Annotated in this window: 31 protein-coding genes; 23 read left to right on the forward strand and 8 right to left on the reverse strand. The window is 66.1% G+C overall.

Going from position 1 to position 25,776, the window contains the following annotated elements:
• Positions 1-59: 59 nt before the first annotated feature.
• The 5 genes from ACTAQI_RS10470 to ACTAQI_RS10490 all read left to right on the forward strand — a co-directional run bounded on the left by ACTAQI_RS10470 (position 60) and on the right by ACTAQI_RS10490 (position 4,029).
• Positions 60-1,547: a PspC domain-containing protein gene (locus tag ACTAQI_RS10470; protein WP_457950897.1), complete on the forward strand. Its 1,488-nt coding sequence runs from the start codon at positions 60-62 to the stop codon at positions 1,545-1,547.
• 1 nt (position 1,548) lies between these two features.
• Entirely contained in the window at positions 1,549-1,806 is a 258-nt protein-coding gene (locus tag ACTAQI_RS10475) for a hypothetical protein (RefSeq protein ID WP_457950898.1), read from the forward strand.
• Positions 1,807-1,809: 3 nt separating this feature from the next.
• Positions 1,810-2,067, forward strand: coding sequence for a PspC domain-containing protein (locus ACTAQI_RS10480; protein ID WP_457950899.1), 258 nt, complete (start codon positions 1,810-1,812; stop codon positions 2,065-2,067).
• Between the two features lie 192 nt (positions 2,068-2,259).
• On the forward strand, positions 2,260-3,285 hold the full coding sequence (locus ACTAQI_RS10485; RefSeq protein ID WP_159631345.1) for an ATP-dependent 6-phosphofructokinase: 1,026 nt from the start codon (positions 2,260-2,262) through the stop codon (positions 3,283-3,285).
• Between the two features lie 27 nt (positions 3,286-3,312).
• Positions 3,313-4,029: a GNAT family N-acetyltransferase gene (locus ACTAQI_RS10490; protein WP_457950900.1), complete on the forward strand. Its 717-nt coding sequence runs from the start codon at positions 3,313-3,315 to the stop codon at positions 4,027-4,029.
• Here the strand turns inward: ACTAQI_RS10490 and ACTAQI_RS10495 are convergent.
• The 6 genes from ACTAQI_RS10495 to ACTAQI_RS10520 all read right to left on the reverse strand — a co-directional run bounded on the left by ACTAQI_RS10495 (position 3,991) and on the right by ACTAQI_RS10520 (position 9,403).
• Positions 3,991-5,520, reverse strand: coding sequence for a DHA2 family efflux MFS transporter permease subunit (locus ACTAQI_RS10495; protein ID WP_457950901.1), 1,530 nt, complete (start codon positions 5,518-5,520; stop codon positions 3,991-3,993). The genes ACTAQI_RS10490 and ACTAQI_RS10495 overlap by 39 nt on opposite strands.
• Positions 5,521-5,572: 52 nt before the next feature.
• A complete protein-coding gene (locus ACTAQI_RS10500) occupies positions 5,573-5,998 on the reverse strand; it encodes an ankyrin repeat domain-containing protein (protein ID WP_457950902.1) in 426 nt (141 codons plus the stop codon).
• Positions 5,998-7,080 (reverse strand): CAF17-like 4Fe-4S cluster assembly/insertion protein YgfZ, encoded by a 1,083-nt coding sequence (gene ygfZ, locus ACTAQI_RS10505; protein WP_457950903.1) that lies wholly within the window; start codon positions 7,078-7,080, stop codon positions 5,998-6,000. Before ygfZ ends, ACTAQI_RS10500 begins: the two co-directional genes overlap by 1 nt.
• 22 nt (positions 7,081-7,102) lie before the next feature.
• Positions 7,103-7,837 carry a flavodoxin family protein gene (locus ACTAQI_RS10510; RefSeq protein WP_457950904.1) on the reverse strand — a complete coding sequence of 245 codons (735 nt, stop codon included), beginning with the start codon at positions 7,835-7,837 and terminating at the stop codon, positions 7,103-7,105.
• 16 nt (positions 7,838-7,853) lie between these two features.
• Positions 7,854-8,462, reverse strand: coding sequence for a nitrobindin family protein (locus tag ACTAQI_RS10515; protein ID WP_214944932.1), 609 nt, complete (start codon positions 8,460-8,462; stop codon positions 7,854-7,856).
• Between the two features lie 173 nt (positions 8,463-8,635).
• Positions 8,636-9,403 (reverse strand): permease, encoded by a 768-nt coding sequence (locus ACTAQI_RS10520; protein WP_457951037.1) that lies wholly within the window; start codon positions 9,401-9,403, stop codon positions 8,636-8,638.
• A 340-nt stretch (positions 9,404-9,743) separates the two neighbouring features.
• Here ACTAQI_RS10520 and ACTAQI_RS10525 point away from each other — a divergent pair, with 340 nt between their 5' ends.
• The 18 genes from ACTAQI_RS10525 (at position 9,744) to asd (ending at position 23,500) form a co-directional block, all read left to right on the forward strand.
• Complete coding sequence (locus ACTAQI_RS10525) at positions 9,744-10,442, forward strand: winged helix-turn-helix transcriptional regulator (protein WP_133345752.1); 699 nt, start codon at positions 9,744-9,746, stop codon at positions 10,440-10,442.
• 33 nt (positions 10,443-10,475) lie between these two features.
• The gene (mshD, locus tag ACTAQI_RS10530) at positions 10,476-11,444 is read left to right on the forward strand and encodes a mycothiol synthase (RefSeq protein ID WP_457950905.1); all 969 of its coding nucleotides are present in this window, start codon (positions 10,476-10,478) and stop codon (positions 11,442-11,444) included.
• A 131-nt stretch (positions 11,445-11,575) separates the two neighbouring features.
• Entirely contained in the window at positions 11,576-13,825 is a 2,250-nt protein-coding gene (locus tag ACTAQI_RS10535; protein WP_457950906.1) for an RNA degradosome polyphosphate kinase, read from the forward strand.
• Positions 13,826-13,834: 9 nt separating this feature from the next.
• Positions 13,835-14,803, forward strand: coding sequence for an NUDIX hydrolase (locus ACTAQI_RS10540; RefSeq protein WP_457950907.1), 969 nt, complete (start codon positions 13,835-13,837; stop codon positions 14,801-14,803).
• Between the two features lie 77 nt (positions 14,804-14,880).
• The gene (locus ACTAQI_RS10545; protein WP_457950908.1) at positions 14,881-16,503 is read left to right on the forward strand and encodes a hypothetical protein; all 1,623 of its coding nucleotides are present in this window, start codon (positions 14,881-14,883) and stop codon (positions 16,501-16,503) included.
• A complete protein-coding gene (locus ACTAQI_RS10550) occupies positions 16,472-16,999 on the forward strand; it encodes a DUF1648 domain-containing protein (protein WP_457950909.1) in 528 nt (175 codons plus the stop codon). The genes ACTAQI_RS10545 and ACTAQI_RS10550 overlap by 32 nt, the downstream gene beginning before the upstream one ends.
• 9 nt (positions 17,000-17,008) lie before the next feature.
• Complete coding sequence (locus ACTAQI_RS10555; RefSeq protein WP_457950910.1) at positions 17,009-17,812, forward strand: thymidylate synthase; 804 nt, start codon at positions 17,009-17,011, stop codon at positions 17,810-17,812.
• Complete coding sequence (locus tag ACTAQI_RS10560; RefSeq protein ID WP_457950911.1) at positions 17,809-18,393, forward strand: dihydrofolate reductase; 585 nt, start codon at positions 17,809-17,811, stop codon at positions 18,391-18,393. The genes ACTAQI_RS10555 and ACTAQI_RS10560 overlap by 4 nt, the downstream gene beginning before the upstream one ends.
• Before the next feature lie 4 nt (positions 18,394-18,397).
• Positions 18,398-18,616 carry an NF038396 family protein gene (locus ACTAQI_RS10565; protein WP_214944926.1) on the forward strand — a complete coding sequence of 73 codons (219 nt, stop codon included), beginning with the start codon at positions 18,398-18,400 and terminating at the stop codon, positions 18,614-18,616.
• 119 nt (positions 18,617-18,735) lie between these two features.
• Positions 18,736-18,903, forward strand: a complete 168-nt coding sequence (locus ACTAQI_RS10570) for a hypothetical protein (RefSeq protein ID WP_457950912.1) — start codon at positions 18,736-18,738, stop codon at positions 18,901-18,903.
• Positions 18,904-18,944: 41 nt separating this feature from the next.
• Positions 18,945-19,382 (forward strand): hypothetical protein, encoded by a 438-nt coding sequence (locus ACTAQI_RS10575; protein WP_457950913.1) that lies wholly within the window; start codon positions 18,945-18,947, stop codon positions 19,380-19,382.
• Between the two features lie 186 nt (positions 19,383-19,568).
• Positions 19,569-19,724 (forward strand): hypothetical protein, encoded by a 156-nt coding sequence (locus ACTAQI_RS10580; protein WP_457950914.1) that lies wholly within the window; start codon positions 19,569-19,571, stop codon positions 19,722-19,724.
• Positions 19,725-19,747: 23 nt separating this feature from the next.
• A complete protein-coding gene (locus tag ACTAQI_RS10585) occupies positions 19,748-20,392 on the forward strand; it encodes a hypothetical protein (RefSeq protein ID WP_457950915.1) in 645 nt (214 codons plus the stop codon).
• Between the two features lie 2 nt (positions 20,393-20,394).
• Entirely contained in the window at positions 20,395-20,811 is a 417-nt protein-coding gene (locus tag ACTAQI_RS10590; RefSeq protein ID WP_457950916.1) for a hypothetical protein, read from the forward strand.
• Positions 20,812-20,869: 58 nt separating this feature from the next.
• On the forward strand, positions 20,870-21,364 hold the full coding sequence (locus ACTAQI_RS10595; protein ID WP_457950917.1) for a hypothetical protein: 495 nt from the start codon (positions 20,870-20,872) through the stop codon (positions 21,362-21,364).
• A gap of 105 nt (positions 21,365-21,469) precedes the next feature.
• On the forward strand, positions 21,470-21,886 hold the full coding sequence (locus ACTAQI_RS10600; RefSeq protein ID WP_457950918.1) for a hypothetical protein: 417 nt from the start codon (positions 21,470-21,472) through the stop codon (positions 21,884-21,886).
• Positions 21,873-22,274, forward strand: coding sequence for a hypothetical protein (locus ACTAQI_RS10605; protein WP_457950919.1), 402 nt, complete (start codon positions 21,873-21,875; stop codon positions 22,272-22,274). Before ACTAQI_RS10600 ends, ACTAQI_RS10605 begins: the two co-directional genes overlap by 14 nt.
• Before the next feature lie 95 nt (positions 22,275-22,369).
• The gene (gene asd / locus ACTAQI_RS10610) at positions 22,370-23,500 is read left to right on the forward strand and encodes an aspartate-semialdehyde dehydrogenase (protein ID WP_457950920.1); all 1,131 of its coding nucleotides are present in this window, start codon (positions 22,370-22,372) and stop codon (positions 23,498-23,500) included.
• A 59-nt stretch (positions 23,501-23,559) separates the two neighbouring features.
• Here asd and ACTAQI_RS10615 read toward each other — a convergent pair whose 3' ends face one another.
• Together ACTAQI_RS10615 and ACTAQI_RS10620 are read right to left on the reverse strand one after the other, a co-directional pair.
• On the reverse strand, positions 23,560-24,537 hold the full coding sequence (locus ACTAQI_RS10615) for a hypothetical protein (protein WP_457950921.1): 978 nt from the start codon (positions 24,535-24,537) through the stop codon (positions 23,560-23,562).
• Between the two features lie 126 nt (positions 24,538-24,663).
• A complete protein-coding gene (locus ACTAQI_RS10620) occupies positions 24,664-25,755 on the reverse strand; it encodes a winged helix DNA-binding domain-containing protein (RefSeq protein ID WP_457950922.1) in 1,092 nt (363 codons plus the stop codon).
• Positions 25,756-25,776 lie beyond the last annotated feature (21 nt).

Genomic DNA, 25,776 nt, shown 5'->3' on the forward strand with positions numbered 1-25,776 from the left:
GGGACGGTTCAGGGTTTCCCCCAGTAGAGCGCCGACGGGCTGAACGGGAGGATCAAGGTATGAACTCGCAAACCCCCTCCCCCGACGACGAACACCCTGCCGAGCCCCTCCCTGACGGGCAGTCCGGCACGGGCACCGAGCAGCCCCCCGAGCCGCTCCCTTCCCCAGCCTCGACGCCTCCGGACCCCGCGGCGGGTCCCCCGGCCGGCTCTCCCCCGGGCCATGCATTCCAAGGCAGCCCCGCCCCGGCTCCTTCCACCGACTTCTTTGGCTGGATCCGCAGCCAGGGCATCTACCGCGGCAACGACCGGTGGATCGGCGGCGTCTGCAGCGGCATCGCCCACCGGCTCCGCGTGGACCCCATCATCATCCGGGGCGCCTTCGTGGTCCTGACCCTCCTGGCCGGCATCGGCGTCCTGCTGTACGGCCTGGCATGGGCCTTCCTGCCGGAACCGGACGGCAGGATCCATGTCCAGGAAGCAGGCGCCGGCCGCTGGTCCAGCGGCATGACAGGCTCCCTTGTCGCCACGGTCCTGGGACTGACCGGCCTGGGCGGAGGCTTCTGGGGCTGGAGCCACAACGGCCTGAGCGGCCTGCTGTGGACCCTCTTCTGGGTGGGTGGCGCCATCTACCTGATCTACTACCTCTCCCAGCGCAACAAGGCGCACCCCACCATGGCCGGCCACGGCCCGGCGGCCCCCGGCGCCGCCTACCCGATGGGAAGCTACGGGACGGCCCACACCTCAGCGTTCTCCGCAGGCACGGCTTCCGGTCCGGTCCCCACTGCAGCACCCCCGTACGGCAGCGGGTCCGCCGGCACAACGGGCACCGGCGGTACGTCTCCCGGCGCCCCCGGCAGCGGAGTACCTGGCACCGGCGGCTACCCCACCCCGTGGGTCCCGCCGCGGCCGCCAAAGCCCCGGCCATCCGGCCCCGGCGCCCCGGCAGTGGCCATCGCAACGGGATCTGCCCTGCTGGTGGGCGGTGGGCTCAAAGCACTCGACGCCGCCAACATCATCGACCTGGGCGGCTCCGCCAACGCCATTGTCTGGGCCAGCGCGGCGGCAGTCCTTGGCCTGGGCATCCTGGTGGCGGGCTTCCGCGGCCGGACGTCCGGCATTCTCAGCCTCTTTGCCGTGGTGGCGCTGGTCACCGGCGGCATCTACAACACCCTGGACGACAGCCGGATGCGGTTCCAGCAGGTCGACTGGAACCCGGCCAGCATCGAGGAGGCGCGCGGCGGGATCGACATCACCGCCGGGCGCGGGACCGTGGACCTCACAGGTCTCTCCCCAACCGGCCCACTGACGTCCGACGTCGTGGTTCCCCTGGACATCACCGCGAGCAACGTGACCGTGGTGATCCCGCAGAACGTGCCCGTGGACATCAAAGCGGACATGACCATGGGCAACCTGAACGAGGCAAGCGGCCAACGCGGCGGCACCACCACCCGTGAAAGCAGCTACAACACCGACAGGCCCGGCAACCACCTGGTGGTACGCATCGATGGCACCTTCAGCAACGTCACTATCCAGGAAGGCAACTGACATGGACAGCAGCAACATTCCGACGACGGCGGGTCAGGACACCGCCGGACCGGCACCTGCCAGGGTGGGGACGGTGGTGTGGGGACTGATCGTCCTGGCGCTGGCCGCCCTGATCATCGTGGCGCAACTGGGCATCGTCACCCTCAACGGCACCTACGTCCTGATCGGCCTCATGATCGGCGCGGGCGTGGCCCTGGTGGCAGGTGGCCTGCTCTCCGCCCGCAAACGTGACAACGAACCAACTACAGGGAAGTCTTGAACCATGGATAAGTTCTTCAGCATTGTCAGGGGCTTCGGCCTGAAGCGCGGCCCGCAGCGCTGGGTGGGCGGCGTGCTGGGAGGCATCGCGGCGCAGCTCAACGTTGACGTGGCGTATGTCCGCATCGCTTTCCTGCTGTTCTGCCTGCTCCCCGGACCAGCCGTGGTCTTCTACCTCCTGGCCTGGATCATCATTCCGGACCAGCGCAACGAAATCCTGCTGCAGACATTCCTTGACCGGCGGTCGCTCAACCGGCCCTGACCTGCCAGGACCACGGCCCCTGCCTCCGTGAATGATTTCACCGGGCAGGGGCCTTCCCATGTCCGCGGTATCCGTGGCGGACCGGCCCCATGTAACCGGTTTGTGTCGTACCCCACACACCCCACTACACTTCTAGGTGAGCTCAGCGTGGCGCTCTGCCTGTAAACCTTCTCTCCAGGATTTGAGCCGAACATGAAAATTGGAATCCTCACCAGCGGTGGCGACTGCCCCGGATTGAACGCCGTGATCCGAGGTGCTGTGCTGAAAGGCATCGCCGTCCACGGCCAGGAATTCGTCGGGTTCCGCGATGGCTGGCGGGGCGTGGTGGAAGGGGACATCATCGATATCCCCCGCACCATGGTCCGCGGCATAGCCAAGCAGGGCGGCACCATCCTCGGCACCTCCCGCACCAACCCCTTCGAAAACGGCGGCGGCCCGGAGGCCATCAAAGCCCATATGGACCGGCTGGGCATCGACGCCATCATCGCCATCGGCGGTGAGGGTACGCTGGCAGCCGCCAAGCGCCTGACGGACGCCGGGCTCAAGATCGTGGGCGTCCCCAAGACGGTTGACAATGACCTTGACGCCACCGACTACACGTTCGGTTTCGATACCGCCGTCCAGATCGCCACCGAGGCCATCGACCGGCTCCGCACCACGGGTGAATCCCACCACCGCTGCATGATCGCGGAAGTGATGGGCCGGCACGTGGGCTGGATTGCCCTGCACGCGGGCATGGCTGCCGGCGCGCACGCCATCCTCATCCCGGAGCAGAAGGTCAGCATCGAACAGATCACCGAGTGGGTCAACGAGGCCCACGCCCGTGGCCGCGCCCCCTTGGTGGTGGTGGCTGAAGGCTTTGTTCCGGAACACATGGAAAGCCCCCACTCCGAGCGCGGCCTGGACACCTTCGGCCGTCCCCGCCTGGGCGGCATCGCGGACCAGCTGGCACCGGAACTCGAAGCCCGGACCGGCATTGAAACCCGTGCCACCATCCTGGGCCACATCCAGCGCGGCGGCGTCCCCTCGGCCTTCGACCGGGTCCTTGCCACCCGGCTGGGCATGGCCGCCATCGACTCCGTGGTGGAAGGCTACTGGGGCACCATGGTGGCGCTGAAGGGCACCGACATCCAGCACGTCGCCTTCGAAGAGGCGCTGGGCCAGCTGAAGACCGTCCCGCAAAACCGCTACGACGAAGCCGCGGTCCTGTTCGGCTAAGCCCCTGGGCCGCCCTAGGCTGGGATCATGACACTCGATCCCGGCTCAGCGGCCATCATCCAGCTGGCGTGGGCTCGCCGGCTGGGGCTTGACGACGACGCATTCGGTGACGCCCTGGCGTCCGGGGAACGGATTGTCCGGGCCGATGAATCGGCCCGGACCGTCGAATTTGTGCGGTTGTTCGGCAGCTCCGTCCTGGTGGGACCGCCCAGCGTCATCGACGCCGCGACGGACATTCCCGACGAGGAGATGGCCCAGCACGTCACGCTCCTGAAACTGACCAGGGAGCAGGGCGGCCACGGGCTCGGTGCCGCGGCCCTGTTCTTCGCCGACGACCTGCCGCTTCAGCAGCCGTCGGAGGAACTGACGGTCTCGCACGGGAATCCTGAGGCGATCGAGCTGGAGGGCCGCTGCCCACCGGACGACGTCAACGAGGTGGGCCTTTCCGACCTCGAGAACCGCTACACCATCGTGCACGAACTGGACGGCAGGCGCGTGCCCCTGGCCTGCGGGGCCTACGGGGAGTGGGAGGGCCTGCTGGCCAACATGGGCGTACTGGTGGACCCCGAGTGGCGTCGGCGCGGCCTGGGCTCTCTGGCGGGATCCATCGCCGCGCACGAGGCCCTTGCCGCCGGACTGACACTGCAGTGGCGTGCGGACGTCAGCAACACCGGCTGCCTGGCGCTGGCCCGGAAGCTGGGCCTCTCAGCCGGCGGAATCCAGACCAGCGTCCACCTTCGCTGACGGCTGGCCCTGCTGCTGCCCCTGCACGCCCCAGCCCTGGACCGGCTGCGGTTTGGCGAAGAACAACGCCACCGCTGCCCCAACCAGGATCACTCCGGCGGGCAGCAGGATGGACTGGCCCATCGCCGTCGAGAATCCGCCGTGCAGGAACTCCGGCAGCGAACCGCCCATCGCCAGCCCTTCCCCGGCGGATCCGCCGGGCCCTCCCTTGGGCAGCTCGGCGGCAAGCCGGGACTGGATCAGCACGGCAATGGCGGCGCTGCCCAGGACCGCGCCGATCTGGCGGGTGGTGTTGTAGACACCGGATCCGGCGCCGGCCTGCCGTGGCGGAAGGTTCCTGGTGGCGGTGGTGCTCAACGGGGCCCAGATGCCGGCGTTGGCGAAGCCCAGGACCGCGCTGGGAAGCAGGAACATCAGGATGGGTGTGTCCGGCTGCATCAGGGCCGAGTTCCACAGCAGCGCCACGGCCATGAGGACCAGCCCGGTGGCGGTGATGTACTTGGGGTTCACCCGGTCCACCAGCTTCCCCACCACGGGGGCCAGCCCGCCGGAGATCAGCGCCATGGGCACCATCATCAGGGCGGACTGGGTGGGGGTCAGGCCCCTGACCAGCTGGTAGTAGAAGATCAGCGGCAGGCTGAAGGCCGTCACGGTGAAGCCCACGGTGGTGATGCCGATGTTGGCCAGCGAGAAGTTCCGGTCCCGGAACAGCGCCAGGGGCAGCAGCGGCTCGCCCTTGTTGAACCGCTGCCACAGGACAAAGGCGGCGAGCACCACGAGGCCGGCGATGATCAGGCCCCACACGCTGATGGGCCCGGTGATGGTGCCCCAGTTGTAGGTCTCCCCCTCCTGGATGCCAAAGACCAGCAGGAACAGCCCGACGGCGCTCAGCAGGACGCCGGGGATATCGAACTTGTGCGGGTGGGTGCTCAGGGCCGGAACGTTGCGCATTGCCAGGATGAAGCCGACGACGCCGATGGGCACGTTGATGAAGAAGATCCACTCCCAGCCAAGGCCGTCCACCAGGACGCCGCCCAGGATGGGTCCCACAAGGGTTGCCATCCCTGCGGTTGCGCCCCAGACAGCCATGGCCGATCCGCGGCGGTCCGGCGGGAAGATCCGGGTGATCACGGCCATGGTCTGCGGTGTCATCATGGCGGCGCCGAGGCCCTGGAGGACGCGGGCGGCAATCAGGATCCGGACGTCGCCGGACAGGCCGCACCACAACGAGGCGAGGGTGAAGACCACCAGGCCGGACAGGTAGAGCTTCTTGGGTCCGAACCTGTCGCCGAGCCGGCCGGTGATGAGCAGGGGAACGGCGTAGGCCAGCAGGTACGCGCTGGTCACCCAGATCACCGAGTTGATGTCGGCGTCCAGGCCCTCCATGATCCGGGGGTTGGCAACGGACACGATGGTGGTGTCGATCAGGATCATGAAGAATCCGATCACCAGTGACCACAGCGCCGGCCAGGGCTTTTCTACGTTTTCCACTCGGTCGTCCTTTGAGGAGTTTTGGTTGGTGCCGGGCGGAAACCCGGAAAGGTCAGCCCAGCAGGCTCAGGATCTCCGTGCGGGCAAACATTTGCGCCGCGGCCCGTGCCGACGGCGCACCGGCGTCCGGATCGGCTCCGGCGCCCAGCAGGACCCTGGCCACGTCCGTGTAGCCCTTGAATGCCGCGCCCGCAAGCGGGGTCTGGCCCCTGTCGTTGGCGGTGTTGGCCTCGGCGCCGTGCTGAAGGAGCAGCTGCACGGTCGTGGCATTGCCGTGGTACGCGGCCAGCATGAGGAGGGAGTCGCCGGCGGAGTTCGTCATGGTGGCGGGAACGCCGGCGTCCAGGTAGGCACCCAGCAGCGCGTCGTTTCCTTCGCGGGCAGCCTGGAAGAGCGTATGCGCCAAAGCCAGCGCGTCGTCGTCGTCCCCTTCGGCGATCCCCGCGCCGGCGGGAGTGGTCCCGGTGTTCTCAGTCATTAGCGCGGCCCCCTCAGGAATCCGGTCTGGCGCCCCACGACCTGGCCGGCATCAGGGGCGACGATGAGTTCCTGGACGGCAGGATACGGCTCATCGCCGTCCAGGACCGTCAGTATCTCATCCGGGGCCACGGAACGTTTTATGACTGCCAGGGCTACAGGGCCCATCTCGTAGTGCTGCGCCACCGAGGTAACGGCTCCGACCTTCCGTTCCCCCGCCATGACCGGACTTCCGGCGGCGGGCAAGGTGTGCTGCGAACCGTCCAGCTGCAGGAACACCAGCCGGCGCGGCGGGTGGCCCAGGTTGTGGACGCGGGCGATGGTTTCCTGCCCCTTGTAGCAGCCTTTGGCCAGATGCACGGCGGTGCGCAGCAGGTCGAGTTCGTGTGGGATGGTTTTGTCATCCGTCTCGGCGCCGATCCGGGGGCGCCAGGCGGCGACCCGGAGGGCTTCTGCTGCGAGCACACCGGCCAGCGCGTGACCGGACAAGGCCTCCTCCAGTTCGGCGGCGGGGATGAGGTACTCGAACCAGGGACGCTCACGCCCGGGATGGTTCTCCTCGGAAACGGTGGCGTAGGAGTATCCGCCTGCGGAGACGTGCGGCCAGGGGTCCTGCCATGCAAGCCGGCCGGACCATTCGGGCACGGCCCGGGTGCTGCCTACGACGGCCCACTCAGCCGAGACGTCAGCGATGTCCACCCGCAGCATGAACTTCATCCGGTTGAGGTACTCAGCCAGCGGTGCGGCCTCGGCGGCTTCGACAATCAGCCAGGTGGTCCCGCCGTCGTCAATGACCCGGGCGTCAAAATCGATGCGGCCCTGAACGCTCAGGAGCAGCAGCTCGCTGGACTCCCCCGGCTTCAGCGCTGCCACCTGTTGCGAGGAAAGGGTATTGAGCCAGCCCAGCCGGTCCGGCCCGGCGACGGTGACCACGCCGCGGTGGGAAAGGTCGACGACGGCGGTCCCGGCGGCGAGTGCGCGCTGCTCGCGCAGCGGCTCGCCGTAGTGGGCGGCGACTCCGGAGTCAGGGCCGACGGCCTCGACGGCGCCGGGGCGCGACAACAAAGGGCTGGGCGTAGTCATATGAAGTAGAAGTCCTTGAAGGCTAACGGTATTCCGGGTTTTCGAAATCGAAATGGGTTCCGGCGTTCCATTCGTTGGGCAGGTTGCCGTAGGCCGGGTAGCCGCCGGCATCCTTCAGCATCTTTGCCAGGTGCAGCAGGTTCCAGGTCATGAAGGTGGTGTTGCGGTTGGTGAAGTCGCTTTCCGGACCGCCGGAGCCTTCATCCAGGTAGCTTGGACCGGGACCAACGGGCCCGATCCAGCCGGCGTCAGCCTGCGGCGGAATGCTGAAGCCGATGTGCTGCAGGCTGTAGAGGATGTTCATGGAACAGTGCTTGATGCCGTCCTCGTTGCCGGTGATCAGGCAACCGCCCACCTTGGGATAGAACGCCCACTGCCCGTTCCCGTTCAGTTCACCGGAATGGGCGTAGAGGCGCTCGATGAGTTTCTTGGTCTGCGACGAGTTGTCACCCAGCCAGATGGGCCCCGCCACCACCACGATGTCGGCCTCCTGGACGGCGGGATAGAGATCCGGCCATGCGTCGGTGGCCCAACCGTGCTGGGTCATGTCAGGGTAGACGCCGCTGGCGATGTCGTGGTCCACCGTGCGGACCACCATGGTGCTGACACCCTGTTTTTCCATGATGCTGCGGCTGATGCCGATCAGGCCGTCCGTGTTGGATGTCTGCGGCGACTTCTTCAATGTGCCGTTGAAGAAGACGGCTTTGAGGCCGCTGTAGCCGCCGGGCTTTGCTGCTTGTGCCGTGCCGTCTTCCATGGGGCACCTTTCCAGGTCAGGAAACCTTGTGCAGGAACGCGGAGGCGTGCGCCTCCAGCCCCTTTCCTGCTTCGCCGCCGGCGGCGACATCCCACCGCCACAACAGGTTGCCGTCCACCAGACCGAAGATCCGCGTGGCTGCGCTGTAGTCCTTCGAGTGGCTGCCGCGCATCACCATGTCGGTGGTCAGCTGGATCTGCGGGCCCTTGATCTGGCCGTAGTACAGCTCCGAGATTCCGCCGGGGTGCGAGATGGACACCGAGATGTCGAATCCGCCGTCCTTGTTCCGCAGCGCCTCCACCTCGTCGGCGCTCTTCAGCACCGGCACGATGTCCGCCGGCACCAGCCCGGGACCGCCGTCGGCATCAAGCTGCTTGCGCTCCAGCGCCCAAAAGCCGGTCTCGACCGTGAGCGGCCGCAGGCGCGTGCCGTCGTCGTCGGTCAACCAGCTTTCTGCACGGTACTGCAGGTACGGCAGGCCGTTGTGGGTGAAGGAGACGTGCTGAAGGAAGTGCTCGGAGTCCTCGTCGCCGCTGCCCAGCCGGCCACGTCCCTCCCACTCACCGATGAGCCAGGAAAGAGGGACGAGTTCGGGGGTCAGGTCTGTAGGAATCTCAATGGGCATTGGTATTACCTCGAGATACGGCCGGTCCCGGGAAAGGGCTGGCTACTTCTGGCCCTTGAACAGGCGGTAGACCACAAAGCCGGCAAACCAGGCCATGGACAGGCTCGCGATGCCGAGCAGGACAAGGAAGAAGATTTCAAATGCAAGTACGGACATGGTGCCATCCTAACCCGTTAGTAGATGAGTAGTTTGTCTATGAAGTACGCGAGGGATCCGACCGCCGAGACCGGGGCAAGCCCCATGCTCAGGGCGGCCGGGAAGTTCAGCGGGGCGCCGCGGAGCGTGGCCAGCCTCCGGAAGCTGGCCAGTACCGCGCCGACAACCACGCCGAAGACGGCGGCCGGCAGGACGGCGATGTCTGACAGGACCAGCCCGGCGAGCGGGCCGGCCAGTCCGGCAAGCACCACTCCAAGCGGCGCGACGATACTGTCAGGCCAGCGGATAAGCCCTGCCAGCAGGGCCACCGCCGCGCTGATCGCCGCCACCAGGAGCATCTCGCGGACGCCGTTGAACCGGGAGCCGGCAATCCAGCCCGCGCCGAGGCAGGACAACAGGACGCCGGCGCAGCATCCCAGGGTGGATTCCAGCCGCTGCGCCTGCCCGGTGCCGCGGATCAGCTGCACCACGAAGACGGCCATCATTCCCAGCGCCACGAAGGCGGGTGTCCAGTCCAGGTACCCGGGAGCAGGAGCCAGGGCGGCCGCCACGGCGGCGCCGGCACCCGGCAGGGCGATGACGGCGGCGAGGGTCTTCTTGGCCGGGATGCGCAGGAAGTGCGGCCAGCCGATGCCAACCGCCGCGGCGATCACGATGCCCACGGCCACGAGTGCCTCCGGCGAGGCATAGACCCCGGCGATGATCGCAACCAGGCCGGCGATTCCGACGACGCCGATGGTCCAGGATCCAAGCGAACGCACGGGCGCCTGCAGTTCCGCCGTCATGCGGGGGCCGGCCTGTGCTTCGTCGGTGCACTCACTGCGCTGTTTTCCCATCCTGGCGATCGGCCGGAAGGCTGTTCAGCCCCCTCACGGCAGGGCGGGTCCGCCCTGGTCCAATCCTGCCCTATGTGAACTGGATATGTCGCAAAACGTCCCTGTCCACGTCCCGAATCTGTGGTCTGGAAGGGGCTGCCGGGTATACTCAAGGTTCAGCTACGCTCCCTGCTGAGGTGGCTGGCCGGCGGCGTGCTGACGGACCAAAACCTCCTGCAGGAAGCCAGTACCGGCCGGTGAGAATCCGGTTCAGTCGCCCAATGATGCGCGGACGGCCCTTGGAGGAACAATGTCGCACATCCTGTTACTGACCAACAGCACCGGTTCATCGGTGGACATCCTGCCTGCCCTCGAGCTGCTGAACCACAGGGTCCATATCCTCCCCGCCGAGCCCACGGCCCTCCTCGAAACAGACCCCTGCGACATTGTCCTGCTGGATGCCCGCAAGGACCTGGTGGGCGCCCGCTCCCTCACCCAGCTTTTGAAGGCCACGGGCCTCAGCGCCCCGCTTGTGCTGATCCTGACCGAAGGCGGCATGGCCGCGGTGTCCTCTGCCTGGGCTGTTGACGACATCGTCCTCGATTCCGCCGGACCCGCTGAGGTGGAAGCCCGCATCCGGCTGTCCGTCGCCCGGGCGGTCCCCGAGCAGGAGGACGCCCCGAGCGAAATCCGCGCCGCCGGCGTCGTCATCGATGAGGCAAGCTACACCGCCCGGGTCAACGGGGCGCCGCTGAACCTGACCTTCAAGGAGTTCGAACTCCTGAAGTACCTGGCGCAGCACCCCGGCCGCGTGTTCACCCGGCAACAACTGCTGACCGAGGTCTGGGGCTACGACTACTATGGCGGCACGCGCACCGTCGATGTCCACGTCCGGCGGCTGCGGGCCAAGCTCGGTGCAGACCACGAGAACCTGATCAGCACCGTAAGGAACGTCGGCTACCGCCTCACCCTGGTGCGGCAGCAGGAAGACGAACTCACCGAGGCCTGAGCCCGGACCGCCATCGGCGTATAGCCTTGGCTCATGACTCCAGCGCATCCGCAGAAGTGGCCCGTCCATGTCGTCCGGGGCGGAGTTGACCAGCAACTCCTGAAAGACTGCCGCGACGTCCTTGCCGCGGCTGAGGAATCGGACGGCAATCCTTCCATTTCCGAGCAGACCCTGGTGACCATGCGTGCCGGGGATTCCGCGGAACACACACTGCTGACGCTGGCCCTCTACGCGCCGGACGAGGACTCCGATCCGGCGACCGGCCAGGACCTGGCGGGCTTCGCCGTCGTGGTTGAAGAGCCGGACGGCCACGGCATCCTGGAAATCGCGGTCCACCCCTCCTACCGGAACCAGGGCGTTGCTGACCGGCTGGTGGGCGCACTGAAGGAGGTCCGCGGATTTGATGGCCTCAACGCGTGGTCCCACGGCAACCACGAGGCCGCTGCCGATCTTGCCGCCCGCTACGGGTATGCGCCGGTGCGCGAGCTGTGGAAGATGCGGATGACGACGGCGGGCGCGGACCTGCCCGACGCCGGCCTCCCGGACGGGGTGGCCATCCGCACCTTCGTCCCGGGCAAGGATGAGGATTCCTGGCTGGCTGCCAACCGTGCGGCGTTCGCACACCACCCCGAACAGGGGAACCTCACCAGGGCCGATCTCGAGGCGCGCATAGCCGAGGACTGGTTCGATCCTGCCGGGTTCTTCCTGGCGGAGGACCGGGACGGCCGCCTGCTGGGCTACCACTGGACCAAGGTCCACCCCCGGCACGGTGCGCACCCGGCGATCGGCGAGGTCTACGTGGTGGGGGTGACACCGGAGGCGCAGGGCATGGGCCTGGGCAAGGCCCTGACCATCGCCGGCATCAAACACCTCCGCGACGCAGGGTTGAACGCGGTGATGCTCTATGTCGACGCCGACAATGCCGCAGCCGTTGCCCTGTACCGGCGGCTTGGCTTCACCCGCTGGGACATGGACGTCATGTACGGCCCCGCCGGTGGGTAGATAGGGAGCCGGGAACAATCCTTGCCGCGGCGCAAAACAAAGGCCGTGGGGCCTGTGAATGCTTGTAAGGTGGAAATGGAGCCGCGCGGGGCGGAAGCGCCGGCACCGGAGCGCCAGCTAAAGGAGAAGCCATGAACCCGGAACCGTCCGGAACAGCCACGTCCCAGGATGTTGCGGTGCCCGTCAGAGCACGCTTCGGCTCCTCCGAGGTACCGGCATCCAGGGCCACCCAGGACCGCATCGACATCCCGGAGTTCGCACCTAACCTGCAGCCGGAAGGGGACATCCGGCCTGACCGGTTCCTGGACCGCGAACTGAGCTGGCTCGCCTTCAATTCCAGGGTGCTGGAACTGGCCGAGGACCCCACCCTCCACCTGCTGGAGCGGGTCAGCTTCCTGTCCATCTTCGCCTCCAACCTGGACGAGTTCTTCATGGTCCGCGTGGCCGGCCTCAAGCGCCGCATCGCCACCGGGCTCGCCGTCCCTTCCCCTGCCGGGCTGAGCCCCGTGGAGGTGCTGGAGCGGATCAGTGAAGAAGCCCACCGGCTCCAGCAGCGGCATGCAGAGGTCTACGCTGACCAGATCCGGCCGGCCCTGGCCTACGAGCACATCCACCTCATGCACTGGGAAGAACTGGACGACGCCGCCAAACAGCAGCTCAGCGTGATGTTCGCGGAAAAAGTCTTCCCCATCCTCACCCCGTTGGCCGTTGACCCGGCACACCCCTTCCCCTACATCTCGGGCCTGTCGCTGAACCTCGCCGTGGTGGTCCGGAACCCGGTCAGCGACAAGGAACTCTTCGCCCGTCTAAAGGTCCCGGACCAGTTGCCGCGCCTGATCTCCATTGATGGTCCCCGGGCCGGCGCGGTTCCCGGCCGCGTGGCCAGGTTCATCGCGCTCGAGGAAGTCATCGCGGTCCACCTGGACAAGCTCTTCCCGGGCATGGAGGTCCTGGAGCACCACACCTTCCGTGTCACCCGAAACGAAGACGTGGAGGTGGAGGAGGACGACGCCGAGAACCTGCTGCAGGCCTTGGAAAAGGAATTGCTGCGCCGCCGCTTCGGACCGCCCGTGAGGCTGGAAGTCACCACTGACATCAACCCCAACATCCGGGCCCTGCTGATCCGCGAACTGGGTGTGGAGGAATCCGAGGTGTACTCGGTGCCGGCACCCCTGGACCTCCGTGGCCTGTCCGTCATCGCCGGCATCGACCGGGCCGACCTGCATTACCCCAAGCATGTCCCGCACACCTCGCGATACCTGAACGAGTCCGAAACGTCCAAGGCCGCCAACGTGTTCGCCGCCATGCGCCGCCGGGACATCCTGCTGCACCATCCGTACGATTCGTTCTCCACGTCCGTGCAGGCGTTCCTGGAACAGGCCGCGGCGGACCCGAAAGTACAGGCCATCAAGCAGACCCTGTACCGCACCTCCGGAGATTCCCCCATTGTTGACGCCCTGATCGACGCCGCCGAAGCCGGCAAGCAGGTCCTGGCCCTGGTGGAAATCAAGGCGCGGTTCGATGAGCAGGCCAACATCTCCTGGGCCCGCAAGCTCGAGCAGGCCGGCGTGCACGTGGTCTACGGGATCGTGGGCCTGAAGACGCACTGCAAGCTTTCACTGGTGGTCCGTCAGGAAGTGGACGGGCTTCGCCGCTACTGCCACATCGGCACCGGCAACTACCACCCGCGGACCGCCCGTTACTACGAGGACCTGGGCCTGCTGACTGCCAACGAGCAGGTGGGCGAGGACCTGTCCAAGCTGTTCAACCAGCTTTCCGGCTACGCGCCGAAGTCGACCTTCAAGCGGCTCCTGGTGGCGCCCCGCTCCGTGCGTTCCGGCCTCATTGACCGGATCGAAACGGAGATCCGCAACGCCCGGGCAGGTGTGCCGGGCCGCGTGCAGATCAAGGTGAATTCAATGGTGGACGAGGCCATCATTGATTCGCTGTACCGCGCGTCCCAGGCCGGTGTGAAGGTTGACGTGGTGGTCCGCGGTATCTGCTCGCTGCGCCCCGGCGTTCCCGGCCTGAGCGACAACATCACTGTCCGCTCCATCCTGGGCCGGTTCCTGGAGCACTCGCGGGTGTTCGCCTTTGCCAACGGCGGGGATCCCGTGGTGTACATCGGGTCCGCCGATATGATGCACCGCAACCTTGACCGCCGGGTGGAGGCACTGGTCCAGCTGACCAGCGCGGACGACATCACCTACGTCCTTGACCTCCTGCTGCGCTACATGGACCCGGAAACCTCCAGCTGGCACCTGGACAACGAGGGCCGCTGGAACCGGCACCACCTGTCCGAGGACGGGAAGCCGCTTGAAGACGTCCAGTCCTGGCTGCTGGCGTCCCGGCCGCGGCAACGCAGCCTGAGCCGGCGATAGGCAGCCGCGTTGTCGAGCGATGCACTCGTAGCCGACCAGACTGACCACCCGGGGGAACCCGTAGCCGTAACTGCTGCGGGTGCCATCCCATGGCGGGTCAGCAAGGACCGCCTCGAAGTCCTGCTGATCCACCGGCCCCGCTACGACGATTGGTCCTGGCCGAAGGGAAAGATCGACGCCGGCGAGACCGTCCCCGAATGCGCCGTCCGTGAGGTGTGGGAGGAGATCGGCCTGCGGGCGCCCCTGGGCATACCGCTGCCGTCCATCCACTACCACGTGGCGTCGGGCCTCAAGAAGGTCCATTACTGGGCGGTCAAGGTCAACGGCAACGGCCTGGTTCCGGACGGCAAGGAGGTGGACAGCGTCATGTGGTGCGCCCCCGAGAAGGCGGCTGGCCTGCTGTCCAACCCGTCCGACGTCGCACCCCTTGAATACCTGCGGGACGCGCACGAACGCGGCGCACTGGATACGTGGCCCCTGCTGGTGCTCCGCCATGCCAAGGCCAAGCCGCGCTCATCCTGGAGTAAGGCGGAGGGCGAGCGTCCGCTGGCGGCCACCGGGTCCCGGCAGGCGCAGGCCGTGGGCCGGCTGCTGCAGGCATGGCAGCCGATGCGGGTGGTCTCCAGCCCCTGGTTGCGCTGTGTTGCCACGGTGGCCCCCTACGCCCGGGCCACGGGCGCCAAGGTGAAGTTGGCGGAAGGCCTGACCGAGCACAAGCACCAGCGCAGTCCCAAGAAGACCGCCGCCGTCATCGAATCCCTTGTCGATAAGCAACGGCCCGTAGTGGTGTGCACGCACCGGCCCGCGTTGCCGACCGTCCTCAAGCAGCTGGCGCAGCACATGCCTTCACACCTCGCGAAGCTGCTGCCCGCCCATGAGCCCTTCCTGTCACCTGGCGAGCTGGTGGTGTGCCATGTGGCCAACGGCGGGAAGAAACAGGTCGTTGCAGTGGAGCAGTTCAAACCGTTCGACGACTGAGCCAGGCTCGCCCGGCTTGACCCGAGGGTCTTATCCGCCTTGACTTGTGGAACGACGCACAGTTCTGGGGGGATGACGTGCACGCTGCCACGATCGACGTTGCCAATGAAGTCGCACCCATGGCCGTGTTGTGGCCGTTCCTTCTGGCCGGCGGCGTGTACCTCCTGCTTCGATGGACGATTCGAAGGCGCGGCGGGGACTTCCCGGCCCTGGCATCCCGCCACGCTTTCCTGACAGGACTCATCGCTTGGCTGGGAAGTTCACTGCTGTCCGCTGCCAACGCGGGGATCCTCCCCGTGCCCGGCTCCCCCACCGCTTCCGTAGACAAGTTCCCTGCCCTGGCTTGGCCCGTTCTTGGCTGTCTGGTGGCACATGCCCAGGGGCAATTGAGCTACCCCAAAGCCAAGCTCGGGCAGCCAACCGGAACCAAGCGGCGGATCCGGGATGTCCTTCCGCGCCGCCTCGCCTGGACAGTACTGGTGATCTTCGCGGGAGCCGCAGCGCAGATCAGCTGGACGTCCACCCTTCCAGGCTTCGCCCCTCTCTCCTACGAGTCACGGCCCGACGGTCACGGCGGCTACACCACATTCGGCGGCGAAGGCCGCATTCCCGGCGCCGAACTGGCAGCGTACCTGGGCGTTGCCCTGCTCGTCCTCGCGGCAGGGACCCTGGTTCTCCTGGCGCTGGCCGCCCACCGCCCGCCGCTGGCCGGACTCTCCACTGAAGATGATGTCCTTCTGCGGACCATCACCATGAACCGCCTCCTCCGCACCGTTGCCACCGTTGCGTCCGGCCTTGCTGCCATTGCAGGAAACCATGCGGTGCGGCCTGATCCCGAAATCGGACACGGAAGTTGGCTGAACCCGGCAGGGGCGGCCAATCTGGCGGTCCTGCTGGTGATGCTGTTGTGGTCCCCTCCCAAGCTGAATGCCCCACGGGCACGCCTTGGCGCAGGCAGCACCGCGGCACAGCCGGCCACCAAGCTGTCCGTATCCATCGGTGCAGCCATGGGGTTGGCAGCCTTTGTTCCCGTGCCGGCAGCACTGTTTTTTCCATGGGCAGTCGCCGGCGATCCCGCGGTATTCGTGGCGGTATCCGCAGCTTCGGTCCTGGCGGTCGTTTCGCTGGGAGAGGTGTTGCTGCACAGGAACCACAGCACCGCGAACGGGACGCGCTCCTGGCCCCGCCTGCCCATTTCCCCCATCCTCCTGTCCACCCTCGTGGTGAGTGCAGGCGTCTTAGCCACCGTGGTTGTCGCCGTTGCCGGGCAGCAGGCCGCCCTGGGGAGGCAGCCTTCGTGGGGGACCACGTGCTGGACCAGCGCAGGCATCACGCTCTTGTCCCTTGTTCCGATGGTCCTTGCCCGGCGCCGCTACAGCGTTGCGGCGGCGGTGGCGGGACTCGACACCGCTCTCCGGGCCATAACCGTGCACCGAGTGGTGCGCACGCTCGCGGCCTTCTTCGCCGCCCAGGCGGGAGCTCTGCTGATGAGCGCGGGACCAAAGTTGCCCACGGCGTCGCCCCTGGGCCCGGAACCGGGGGACGCCATGTGGCAGGCCGCGTCCGGTGTTGGGGCTGTCCTGGCAGCGGTTGGCGTGGTGATCGCCGTGATCCCCGTGGGAGGAGCGGCGGGGCGTGCCGCCCAGGGCCCGCGGTCTGCTGACGAACATGGACCGGCACCCCGGCCGGTCCGGAGCTGATGTGGACCGCGCCGGCAGGGGCAAGATGTCCTTATGGTTTGGCGCCTCAATGGCGGCCCTGCTACTCACTGCTGCCGCCGGCCTGGCGCTGTATCCCGGAATGCCCGACCCGGTACCGGTGCATTGGGATGGAACAGGCCAGCCGGACGGATTCGCCGGCAAGTCTGTGCCCGCCGTCTTCTCGCCGCTGATGATCGGCGCCGGAGTCGTCCTCCTTTTCGGGCTCCTGCATTGGCTCCTCCCTGCGGTTGTTGCCAGGGGGCGGCAGGGAGATCCTGCCCAGGCCGCTCTCCAGGCCGGTGCGGGCAAAGATGTCCTGGCGGCCCTGGCGCCCGCACTGGCAGTCCTTACCTGCTGGCTGTGCCTAAGAGGTTGGCTCGAGCTCACCGGTCCGTGGACGCTCTGGCCGCCGATGCTTCTCCTGATGGCATTCGCCCTGTGGGTGGTGCTCCGCGCCATCCGGGATGTCTCCGGGCCGCCCGCTTGGCCCCGGTAGACTTGGGGCGTGAGCATCCCAACGCCTTATGAAGACCTCCTGCGCGATGTCCTGGCCACCGGCACGCACAAATCGGACCGCACGGGCACCGGAACCACCAGCGTCTTCGGGCGCCAGATCCGCTTTGACCTGTCACAAAGCTTCCCGCTGATCACCACCAAGCGGGTCCATTTCAAGTCCGTGGCGGTGGAACTCCTGTGGTTCCTGCGCGGCGAGACCAACATCAAGTGGATGACGGACCAGGGCGTCACCATCTGGAACGAGTGGGCGGATGAGGACGGCGACCTGGGTCCGGTCTACGGCGTACAGTGGCGCAGCTGGCCAACCCCGGACGGCGGCCATATCGACCAGATCGCCGAACTTATCGAGAACCTGAAGGCGAACCCCGACTCGCGCAGGCACATCGTGTCCGCGTGGAACGTCTCCGAGCTCAACGACATGGCGCTGCCGCCGTGCCACGCGTTCTTCCAGTTCTACGTGGCCAACGGCAAGCTTTCCTGCCAGCTCTACCAGCGCTCCGCGGACATGTTCCTGGGCGTGCCGTTCAACATCGCTTCCTACGCGCTGCTCACCTGCATGGTGGCCCAGCAGGTGGGGCTTGAACCCGGCGAATTCGTGTGGACCGGCGGCGACGTCCACATCTATGAGAACCACATGGACCAGGTCCTCAAGCAGCTCGAACGCGAGCCGTATGAGTACCCGCAGTTGAGGATCACCCGCAAACCGGCGTCGATCTTCGACTACACGCTGGAGGACTTCGATGTGGTGGGTTACCGGCACCACCCCACCATCAAGGCACCGATCGCCGTATGAGCACCGAAAACTTCACCGATCCCCAGTCCTTCACGGAGGAACTGGCCGCCTCGATCACCGGCGTCGGCCTGGTCTGGGCTCAGACCTCCGACGGCGTCATCGGCAAAGACGGGGACATGCCCTGGCATCTCCCGGAAGACCTCAAGCACTTCACCCGGCTCACCACCGGGCACCCCGTGATCATGGGCCGCAAGACCTGGCTGTCCTTCCCGGACAAGTACCGTCCCCTGCCCGGCCGCACGAACATCGTCATCACCCGGCAGAAAAGCTGGGCCAGCACGCCTGAGGCGGAGGGCGCCGTCGTGGTTCCCTCGCTGGATGACGCGCTCCTGGAGTCGCAGTTTGTTGACGGCGGCGAAACGGTGTGGATCCTGGGCGGCGGCGACGTCTTCCGCCAGTCCACTGACCTCGCCAACGTCGCGGTGGTCACCACTATCGATGTGAAGGCCGACGGCGACACGTTCGCCCCCGAGCTCGGCCCCAGTTGGGAGGCGTCCGCCTCTGTCCCTCCGGACGGCTGGCTGACGGCCGCCAACGGCACGCGCTACCGATTCACCAAATGGTCACGGACCGAGGGCTAGGAACATGCTGAAGAAACCCGAAACCCTGTTCGTGCTGGGCTACATGCTGCTGCCGCTGCTGGCGCTGCTCTCCGCGATCGTGGGGCTGACCATGATCCTGGGCGGCAACAAGATCGCCGGTGCCATCGTCCTCGTGGTGGTGACACAGGTCTTCACCTTCGGGGCGTTCTTTGCGCTGCGGGCCCGCAAGGCTGCCGTCCTGGAGGAGTCAGACCGGGGCTGAACCCGGGACCGCTGCTGTTTGCATGGGGAGACCGCCCCATCGCGGCCGGGCCGCTCCTGTCCTAGGCTGGTGCACGCAGCACTCTGGGGGCTGCTGGACGAATATCGGGGGGAATCCTGGTGGCAGGAACTTTGTGGGGTGCCGACGTCGAGCAACTGCGTGCCCTCGCGCAGCAGTTCAGCAAGACGGCGGACCTGCTGCAGCAGCAGTCAACGCAGCTGAGCAGCCAAATCAACAACAACCCGGCATGGAAGGGCGCAGACGCCCAACGGTTCCGCTCCGACTGAACACCAGCCACCGGACGCTTCTCCAACAGACCGTAACGCGCTTGCAGCAGGAATCCAAGGTCCTGCTCAAGAACGCCGATGAGCAGGAAAAGGCCAGCACCAACGGCTCGGGCGCCGACGGAGGACCGGGCACCGGTTCGCCTGCCGGTAACAACGGTGCCCGCCCGCCAATCCCGGGGCAGGGCGGCAGCGATCCCTGGGGACCGTACTGGCTCACCGATCCAGATTCGCCGTTCCGCGACGGCTGGGACATTTATGGTTTGACCAAAGCCCTGCCGAACCTGCGTGCAGGGTTGTTCGATCTTCCCCATTTCATCAGCAAGGCGGACAACCTCGGCGAGTTCTTGTTTTCCAAGGACTTCCGAAATGTGGCGAAGGCATTCCAGGACTCAAACATGCTGAGCCAGTATTTCAACACCTCTTCCGAGTTGTTCGACGGCAGATGGGACACGGCCCTGAACCTCGCCGAGGGCGGCTAGGCGGCCAAGTTCTTCGAGTTCGGCGGTAAAGCCCTGGGCGGAATCGGGGCTGGCCTCGATGCCCTCGACGCTATAAACAACTTCGCCAATGGAAACCCCGACGACAACGGCCAAGCCTGGTATTCGGTGGTCAAGGCGGGTCTGGGCGCGGCCGGCTTCATCCCACCACCCGTTGGGACTGTTGCCATGGTTGCATCCGGAGCGTTGGCCATCTACGACAATGTTCCGAAAGTCAAGGAAACAGTCAATGCCATTGGCGGCTCCATCGCTGACGGTGCCAAGGAAGTCTGGGAAGGCGCTGGGGACGCCGCCGAAAAAGTCGGCGACTTCTTTGGATTCTGAGCCCACAACGAGAGGTATCGACGATGACTGAGATAACGACGGAAGCCGCCACCATCCCCGATGCCATCGGATATGGCTTTGCCGAGATGGTTACCCTTGCAAGCCTCCAGGGCGGGGACGCCGCGGTCCTCAGCGCTGAAGCACTGAGGGTGGACGGCTATCTGGACAACACGGACATGGTGAGCGCAGGCGCGTCGTCACTGGTGGCCCGAGGCTTGGCCAAAGCCGAAAATGACGGGCTCCTCTCCGTATCAGGTCCCACTGCCGCCGTGGCTGCCCTGCTCTCCTCCGCCATCCGTCGCATTGAGATCTCGCTGCTGACGGCCGAAGGGGGCGACAGCGTAGTCTTCATGGAAAATGATGACATCCATCTGCTGTTCCAGCCCCGCGCCTACTTCACGTGGTGGGCAATGGCTCAGCGGCCGGACGTTACCGCCGCCGAGGCCAACCTCATGGTTATCAAGCAGCACCTGGACAGCAACCCGGAGGGCGGCGCCACTCTTCGCCGCCGCGAGGATCCGACCGGACAGACCCTTTACGTGAAGAAGGGTGGCGACGGAGCATGGACAATCGGCACGGCCGACTCGCGGCAAGAGATCATTGCTGAAACCAGGGGCGTCGATGAGGCTTTCCTTCTTGACCAGATCCGCGCCATCCGTAAGGACTGACTGTGACCTTCGACCGAGACCGTGAACGCCGCAACGACGAAGTGTATGCCGAGCACAAGGCAGCGCTCGCACGGGGCGAGAAGCGCGTTCTGCGCAGGACAAATACGGGTGAGCTGCACAGCTATCCCGGGGACGAGATCGGTTTTTCTCCGGGCCGGGGCCAGGCACAGGTCCGGAGCTGGTGGGGCATGGGAATTGTGTCCGCCTTTCTGGGGCTCATGTTCATTGGCTCCATGGTGCTGTTCCTCGCCTCGTTCAGGCAGGGCACGGCCCCCGAGTGGGGCGCACTGTTCGCAATCGGCCTGGGTGGCTTCGGGGCTTGGTACACCTTTGGCTTGGCAAGGGACGAGTACCGGGCCAAGAAGCTGCGCAAGGAACGCGACACACCGGAACCTGGAGCAGGACATGTCAATCAGTGATTCTCCGCACAGGCTCCGGCCGCCTGCGGCTTCCCGATGAAGCGCGAGTCACCCAGGGGTGATCGATCCTTCCGTACAGAAGCTACTTGTGGAGCGGCCGTACTTCTACGCAACCGGCATGGAGCGCACGGTCCACGCGTATACGAAGGACGAATGGGGCATCGGCGGCTCCCAGCCATCCGGAAACTACTCGGTTCACACGACAACAGGGCTCGTTATCGTGACAGCCCTCATGACCATTCCGGCCCTCGGCGCACCCCTGATTCTGATCATTGCACTTGCCAGCCTCAATCTAATCCTTGTCATTTTCGGACTGCTGGGTACGGTCCTCTTCACAGGAAGCTGGCTCTTGGGAATCGGCAGCCTGCGCCGCGAGTTGCGGGCGACCAAGAAGCGCAAGCTGAAAGGGTTGCCTAAACCGCGCTTTGCCCTTGGCGATGACCAGGCACGCGCCTGGTTCGAATCAAATCCGTCACACATAGCCATTACCCGCGAAAACTTCCCTGATAGCACTCGTCCGTTTCCCGGTGAAACGCAGACCTACCGAAGGTGAATCGCATCCCTGCGGAGTTGCTGGGGAACGGAGCTATGCCTTGGGATGAATACCCGGCCAAGAAGTTGCGCATGGAACGGCATGCGCCGGAACCAGGAGCAGGACATGTCAACCAGTAATCCGAAGGACAGCCACGAATTGCCCGCTAAAAAGAAGGACAAGCGAATCGTTCACCGCACTGTGATGGGTGAACTGCACAGCTACTCGCGGGAGGAACTCGGCATAGTCACTGCGGGTTCACATGCACAGGTACGGTCCGCCGTCGGTTTCCTGGTATTGGCGGCTGTCTTCTCTGCCGTTGCCGTCTTCTCCATCCTGCTGGTCGTCGGCCCCACCAGTAGGGGCCAGGACCCGATGTGGGACGCACTGTTCCTCACTGCTGCGGGCGTGGCCGGAGTCGTGTATGCCCTACGGATGGCAACGGTAGCTTCGAGGGCCAAACGCCTGCGGGCGGAACGGGGAATCCCCGAACCAAGCGCGCGCCAGTTCGACTGGGATCAGGACCGGCATGGCAAGGCGTAGCAAGGGCGTACCGCAGGAAGCAGGCTACGTTCCCTCCCAACCGCCGAAAGAACGCGTTCTGCATCGGCTCGCTGAGAACGGCGAGATAGTCGCATACACGGACGAAGAGTACGGCGTCCGGAAGGACGACGGGCTGGGCGCCATCAAGCCGGTCAATTCCTCCGGCGGCCTGCTGTTTCTCGCAGTCCTGATCACCCTCGCCTTCGGCGGGATGCTGTACGGCCTGGTTCAAATTGCCATCACCGGACAATGGGACATCCTCGGCCGCACCTGGTGGATGTTCCTGCTGATACAAATCCCGCTGCTCGCCGCCTGGGCTGGCTACTTCAAAGAGCGCAAAGCAGAAAAGCTGCGAAGGGCGAAGAACCTCCCGCGGCCCGTCGAATAGCGCCTTGGGGGCGTGCCGTCGTCGTACCTCCCGTGACCAGTCCACAGTGACGTAACCGACTGCGTCCTGCCGGTTGCGAAGTCTAAACTGGACCAATGACTACAGCAGCTACCCCTTCCGTCGGCCTGGTCGGATGGCGCGGCATGGTCGGTTCCGTCCTCATGCAGCGCATGCAGGACGAGGGCGACTTCGCCAACATCAACCCGGTGTTCTTCTCCACCTCCAACGCGGGAGGTGCCGCGCCTTCCTTCGCTGAAGGCGCCGGCAAGCTCGAGAACGCGTTCGACGTCGACACGCTGGCCAAGCTGCCCATTATCGTTACCGCACAGGGCGGCGACTACACCAAGCAGGTCCACGGCGAACTGCGCAGCCGCGGCTGGGACGGCCTCTGGATCGACGCCGCCTCCACCCTGCGCATGAGCGACGACTCGATCATCGTGCTGGACCCGATCAACCGCGACGTCATCGACAAGGGCCTGGTCAACGGCACCAAAGACTTCATCGGCGGCAACTGCACCGTGTCCTGCATGCTGATGGGCCTGGGCGGCCTGTTCAAGAACGGGCTGGTCGAGTGGGGCACCTCCATGACCTACCAGGCAGCCTCCGGTGGCGGCGCCCGCCACATGCGGGAGCTCCTCAGCCAGTTCGGCACGCTCAACGCCGAGGTCAGCACGGAACTGGACGATCCCGCATCGGCCATCCTGGACATCGACCGCAAGGTCCTGGCCCACCAGCGCACCGACATCGACGCCACCCAGTTCGGCGTCCCGCTGGCCGGCTCGCTGATCCCCTGGATCGACGCCGACCTGGGCAACGGACAGTCCAAGGAAGAATGGAAGGCCGGGGTGGAAACCAACAAGATCCTGGGCACCTCCGAGGAAAACCGCGTGATCATGGACGGCCTCTGCGTCCGCATCGGCGCCATGCGCTCCCACTCCCAGGCCCTGACGCTCAAGCTCCGCGAGGACCTGTCCGTGGCCGAGATCGAAAAGCTCCTGGCCGAGGACAACGAATGGGCCAAGGTAGTTCCCAACACCAAGGAAGCGTCCATGGCCGAGCTGACGCCCGTGGCAGCCTCCGGCACCCTGGACATCCCCGTGGGCCGCATCCGCAAGATGGAGATGGGCCCGCAGTACATCAGCGCATTCACCGTGGGCGACCAGCTCCTCTGGGGCGCCGCCGAGCCGCTGCGCCGCATGCTCAACATCGCCACCGGCAACCAGTAACCCGTACAGCTCCCTCACGAGCGGCCCTTCCCCGCATAAGCGTTGCTGCCCGGCACCGGTTATGCGGGCCAGGGCCGCTTTTGCGTTCCGGGGTAGCCGAGAAACGCCACAAGTCGCGCGCGGAGCTCTCCCGGCCGCTCCAGGTGGTTCCATTGCAGCCGGAAGACCCGCCATCCGGCCTCCACAAGCGCATTTTCCCGCCAGCGCTCGGCGAGCAGCACTTCCCGGGTGGGGTTGAAGTCCGTGTACTTGACGGCGCCGTCGAATTCGATGATCACCCGGGTTCCGACTTCGGCGAAGTCTGCCCTGAACAGCCCCGCAATAGTCATGATCTCGACCTGAGGCATGAAGGTGTCTAGACCGAACGAGCAGAGCAGCAGCCTGGTCCGTGTCTCCCCGGCTGATTCCGACCGCCCATCCAGAACATCCAACAGGGCTGCCGCGCGCCTGCCCCCGCGCGCGACACAGCTTTCATCCAGCAACCGCCGCATGGTGTCCATGGACGCGCCTTTGCGGAGCGCGTGGTCACCGATGACAGCGGCCTTATCCAGCGGCAGGATCCGCGCGCAGTCCAGGACGGCCCTTTCGATGGTTGTGGCCAGGATTCCGCGTCCGTCAGGCGTCCATAATGAAGTGCATTCGTTTTCCGGGAGCGGGAGGCGGTGGGTCCGGACGTCCCTGCCCGCGCTGGCCTTCGAATTGGAATACTGAGTTGTCACGTGCACCAGGGATCCGGCGTTCCATACTTGGCAGCCGTGCAGCCTTGCTGCGCTGACGTGGGTGTACCGTGCCTGCCCCGACGTCGACTCGAAATGCGCCATGATTCTGAGCTGGTCCCGGTCCCACGGTTTGATGGCATTCCACTGCGCGCTCCGGATGTAGGCTCCTCTCCGCAACCGGAGCACGGCACCGCTCATCACGGCCGCCGTCACCACCCGGTCATCCAACCCCGCAGCTGCCAACTGCTGCGTGGACGCAACCGCTCCGTCAGGCCATCGACCATCGACCAGGGCACGCACATCATCGGGTTTCACCATTCAAGGGTTGCTGGCGCCCACGGACAGCGAAAGCAGCGGATATCGCTATGTGGACAGCTGCCTCACGGGCGGCCCTCGCCCGCATAAGCGTTGCGGGCCCACGCCGGTTATGCGGGCAAGGGCCGGTTATGTTGCCAGGAACGTTGTGTAACGCTTTGCTGCCTTGGCAAGGGCGGCCGGACCCAGCTGCCGGGTTCCGTCGAAGAGTTGGGGTACGACGGCGGCACCCGGCCCGGTGCCCTGCAGCGCCCAGGTGCCAACAACCTTCCCCGCGGCAACGACCGTCTTCTTGAAGACGCCGTTGCCGCCCGGAACGATCAGGTCAAAATGTTCCGGCGCCAGCACGGGTGTCCTGTCCGTGTAGCCGAGGACGAACTCATCGAATCCGGGCAGCAGGTGGACGGAGCGGCCGGCGGGGACCCCGGATTCCAGGAGGGCAGCCACGTCCGGTGAGAGCCAGTAGCTGGTGCCATCGATGTCCAGCTCCACCAGCTGGTTCCGGACGTGCTGGACCGCGGCGCGCACCTCGGTCAGCGGCAGCTGCGTCCACCAGGCGAAGTCCCGGAGCGTGGCCGGTCCATGGCTGCGAAAATAGCGCAGCAGGAACCCGGCAATCGCCTCCTCCCGGCCGGGCCGGTGGGACACAGGAATCCATTGGTCAAAGGCTGCGATCAGCTGCTGGTTCCCGGCAAGCGGCCCTGGAACCAGCCAGCCGTGCCGGCAGAGCGTGCCCAGGAGATGGATGCCGCGCTGCCCCTGCGTCGGCTGGCCGCCGTCGTCGAATGCCTTGAACAGCTCCGAACGGCTGACGGGACCATCAGTGCGGATGCGGTCCAGCGCCAGGTCGCGTGCCTTCTCCACATCGGACCAGGCAATGTCCAGCTGCCGGTGCCGGGCAGCGATGCTCTTGGTGAGCCGCTCGGCCGTGAGATCCAGCATCCAGCGCAGGTCCTCGGGGGCCACCAGGTGCAGCGTCCCGCGCATGGGCCAGGACCGCACCACCGCTCCTGCATCGATGGCAGCCCGGACGTCGGAAAGGCCCGCCCCGGGTACCCGGGCACCAACCGCCCAGAGCGCGGCCTGCAGGTCCTGCGCCTGCATTGCAGTCATCCACCGGACCAGCTCCGGCACCGAGGCAGCGCCGCCGGCGAGCTGCTGAGATGCCAGACGGAGCCTTCCGATCATCCTGCGATCGCGCAGGGAACCAGATGCAGCCATGCGCCCATCGTAGGCCTGGCA

This window comes from Pseudarthrobacter sp. alpha12b (assembly GCF_054130495.1).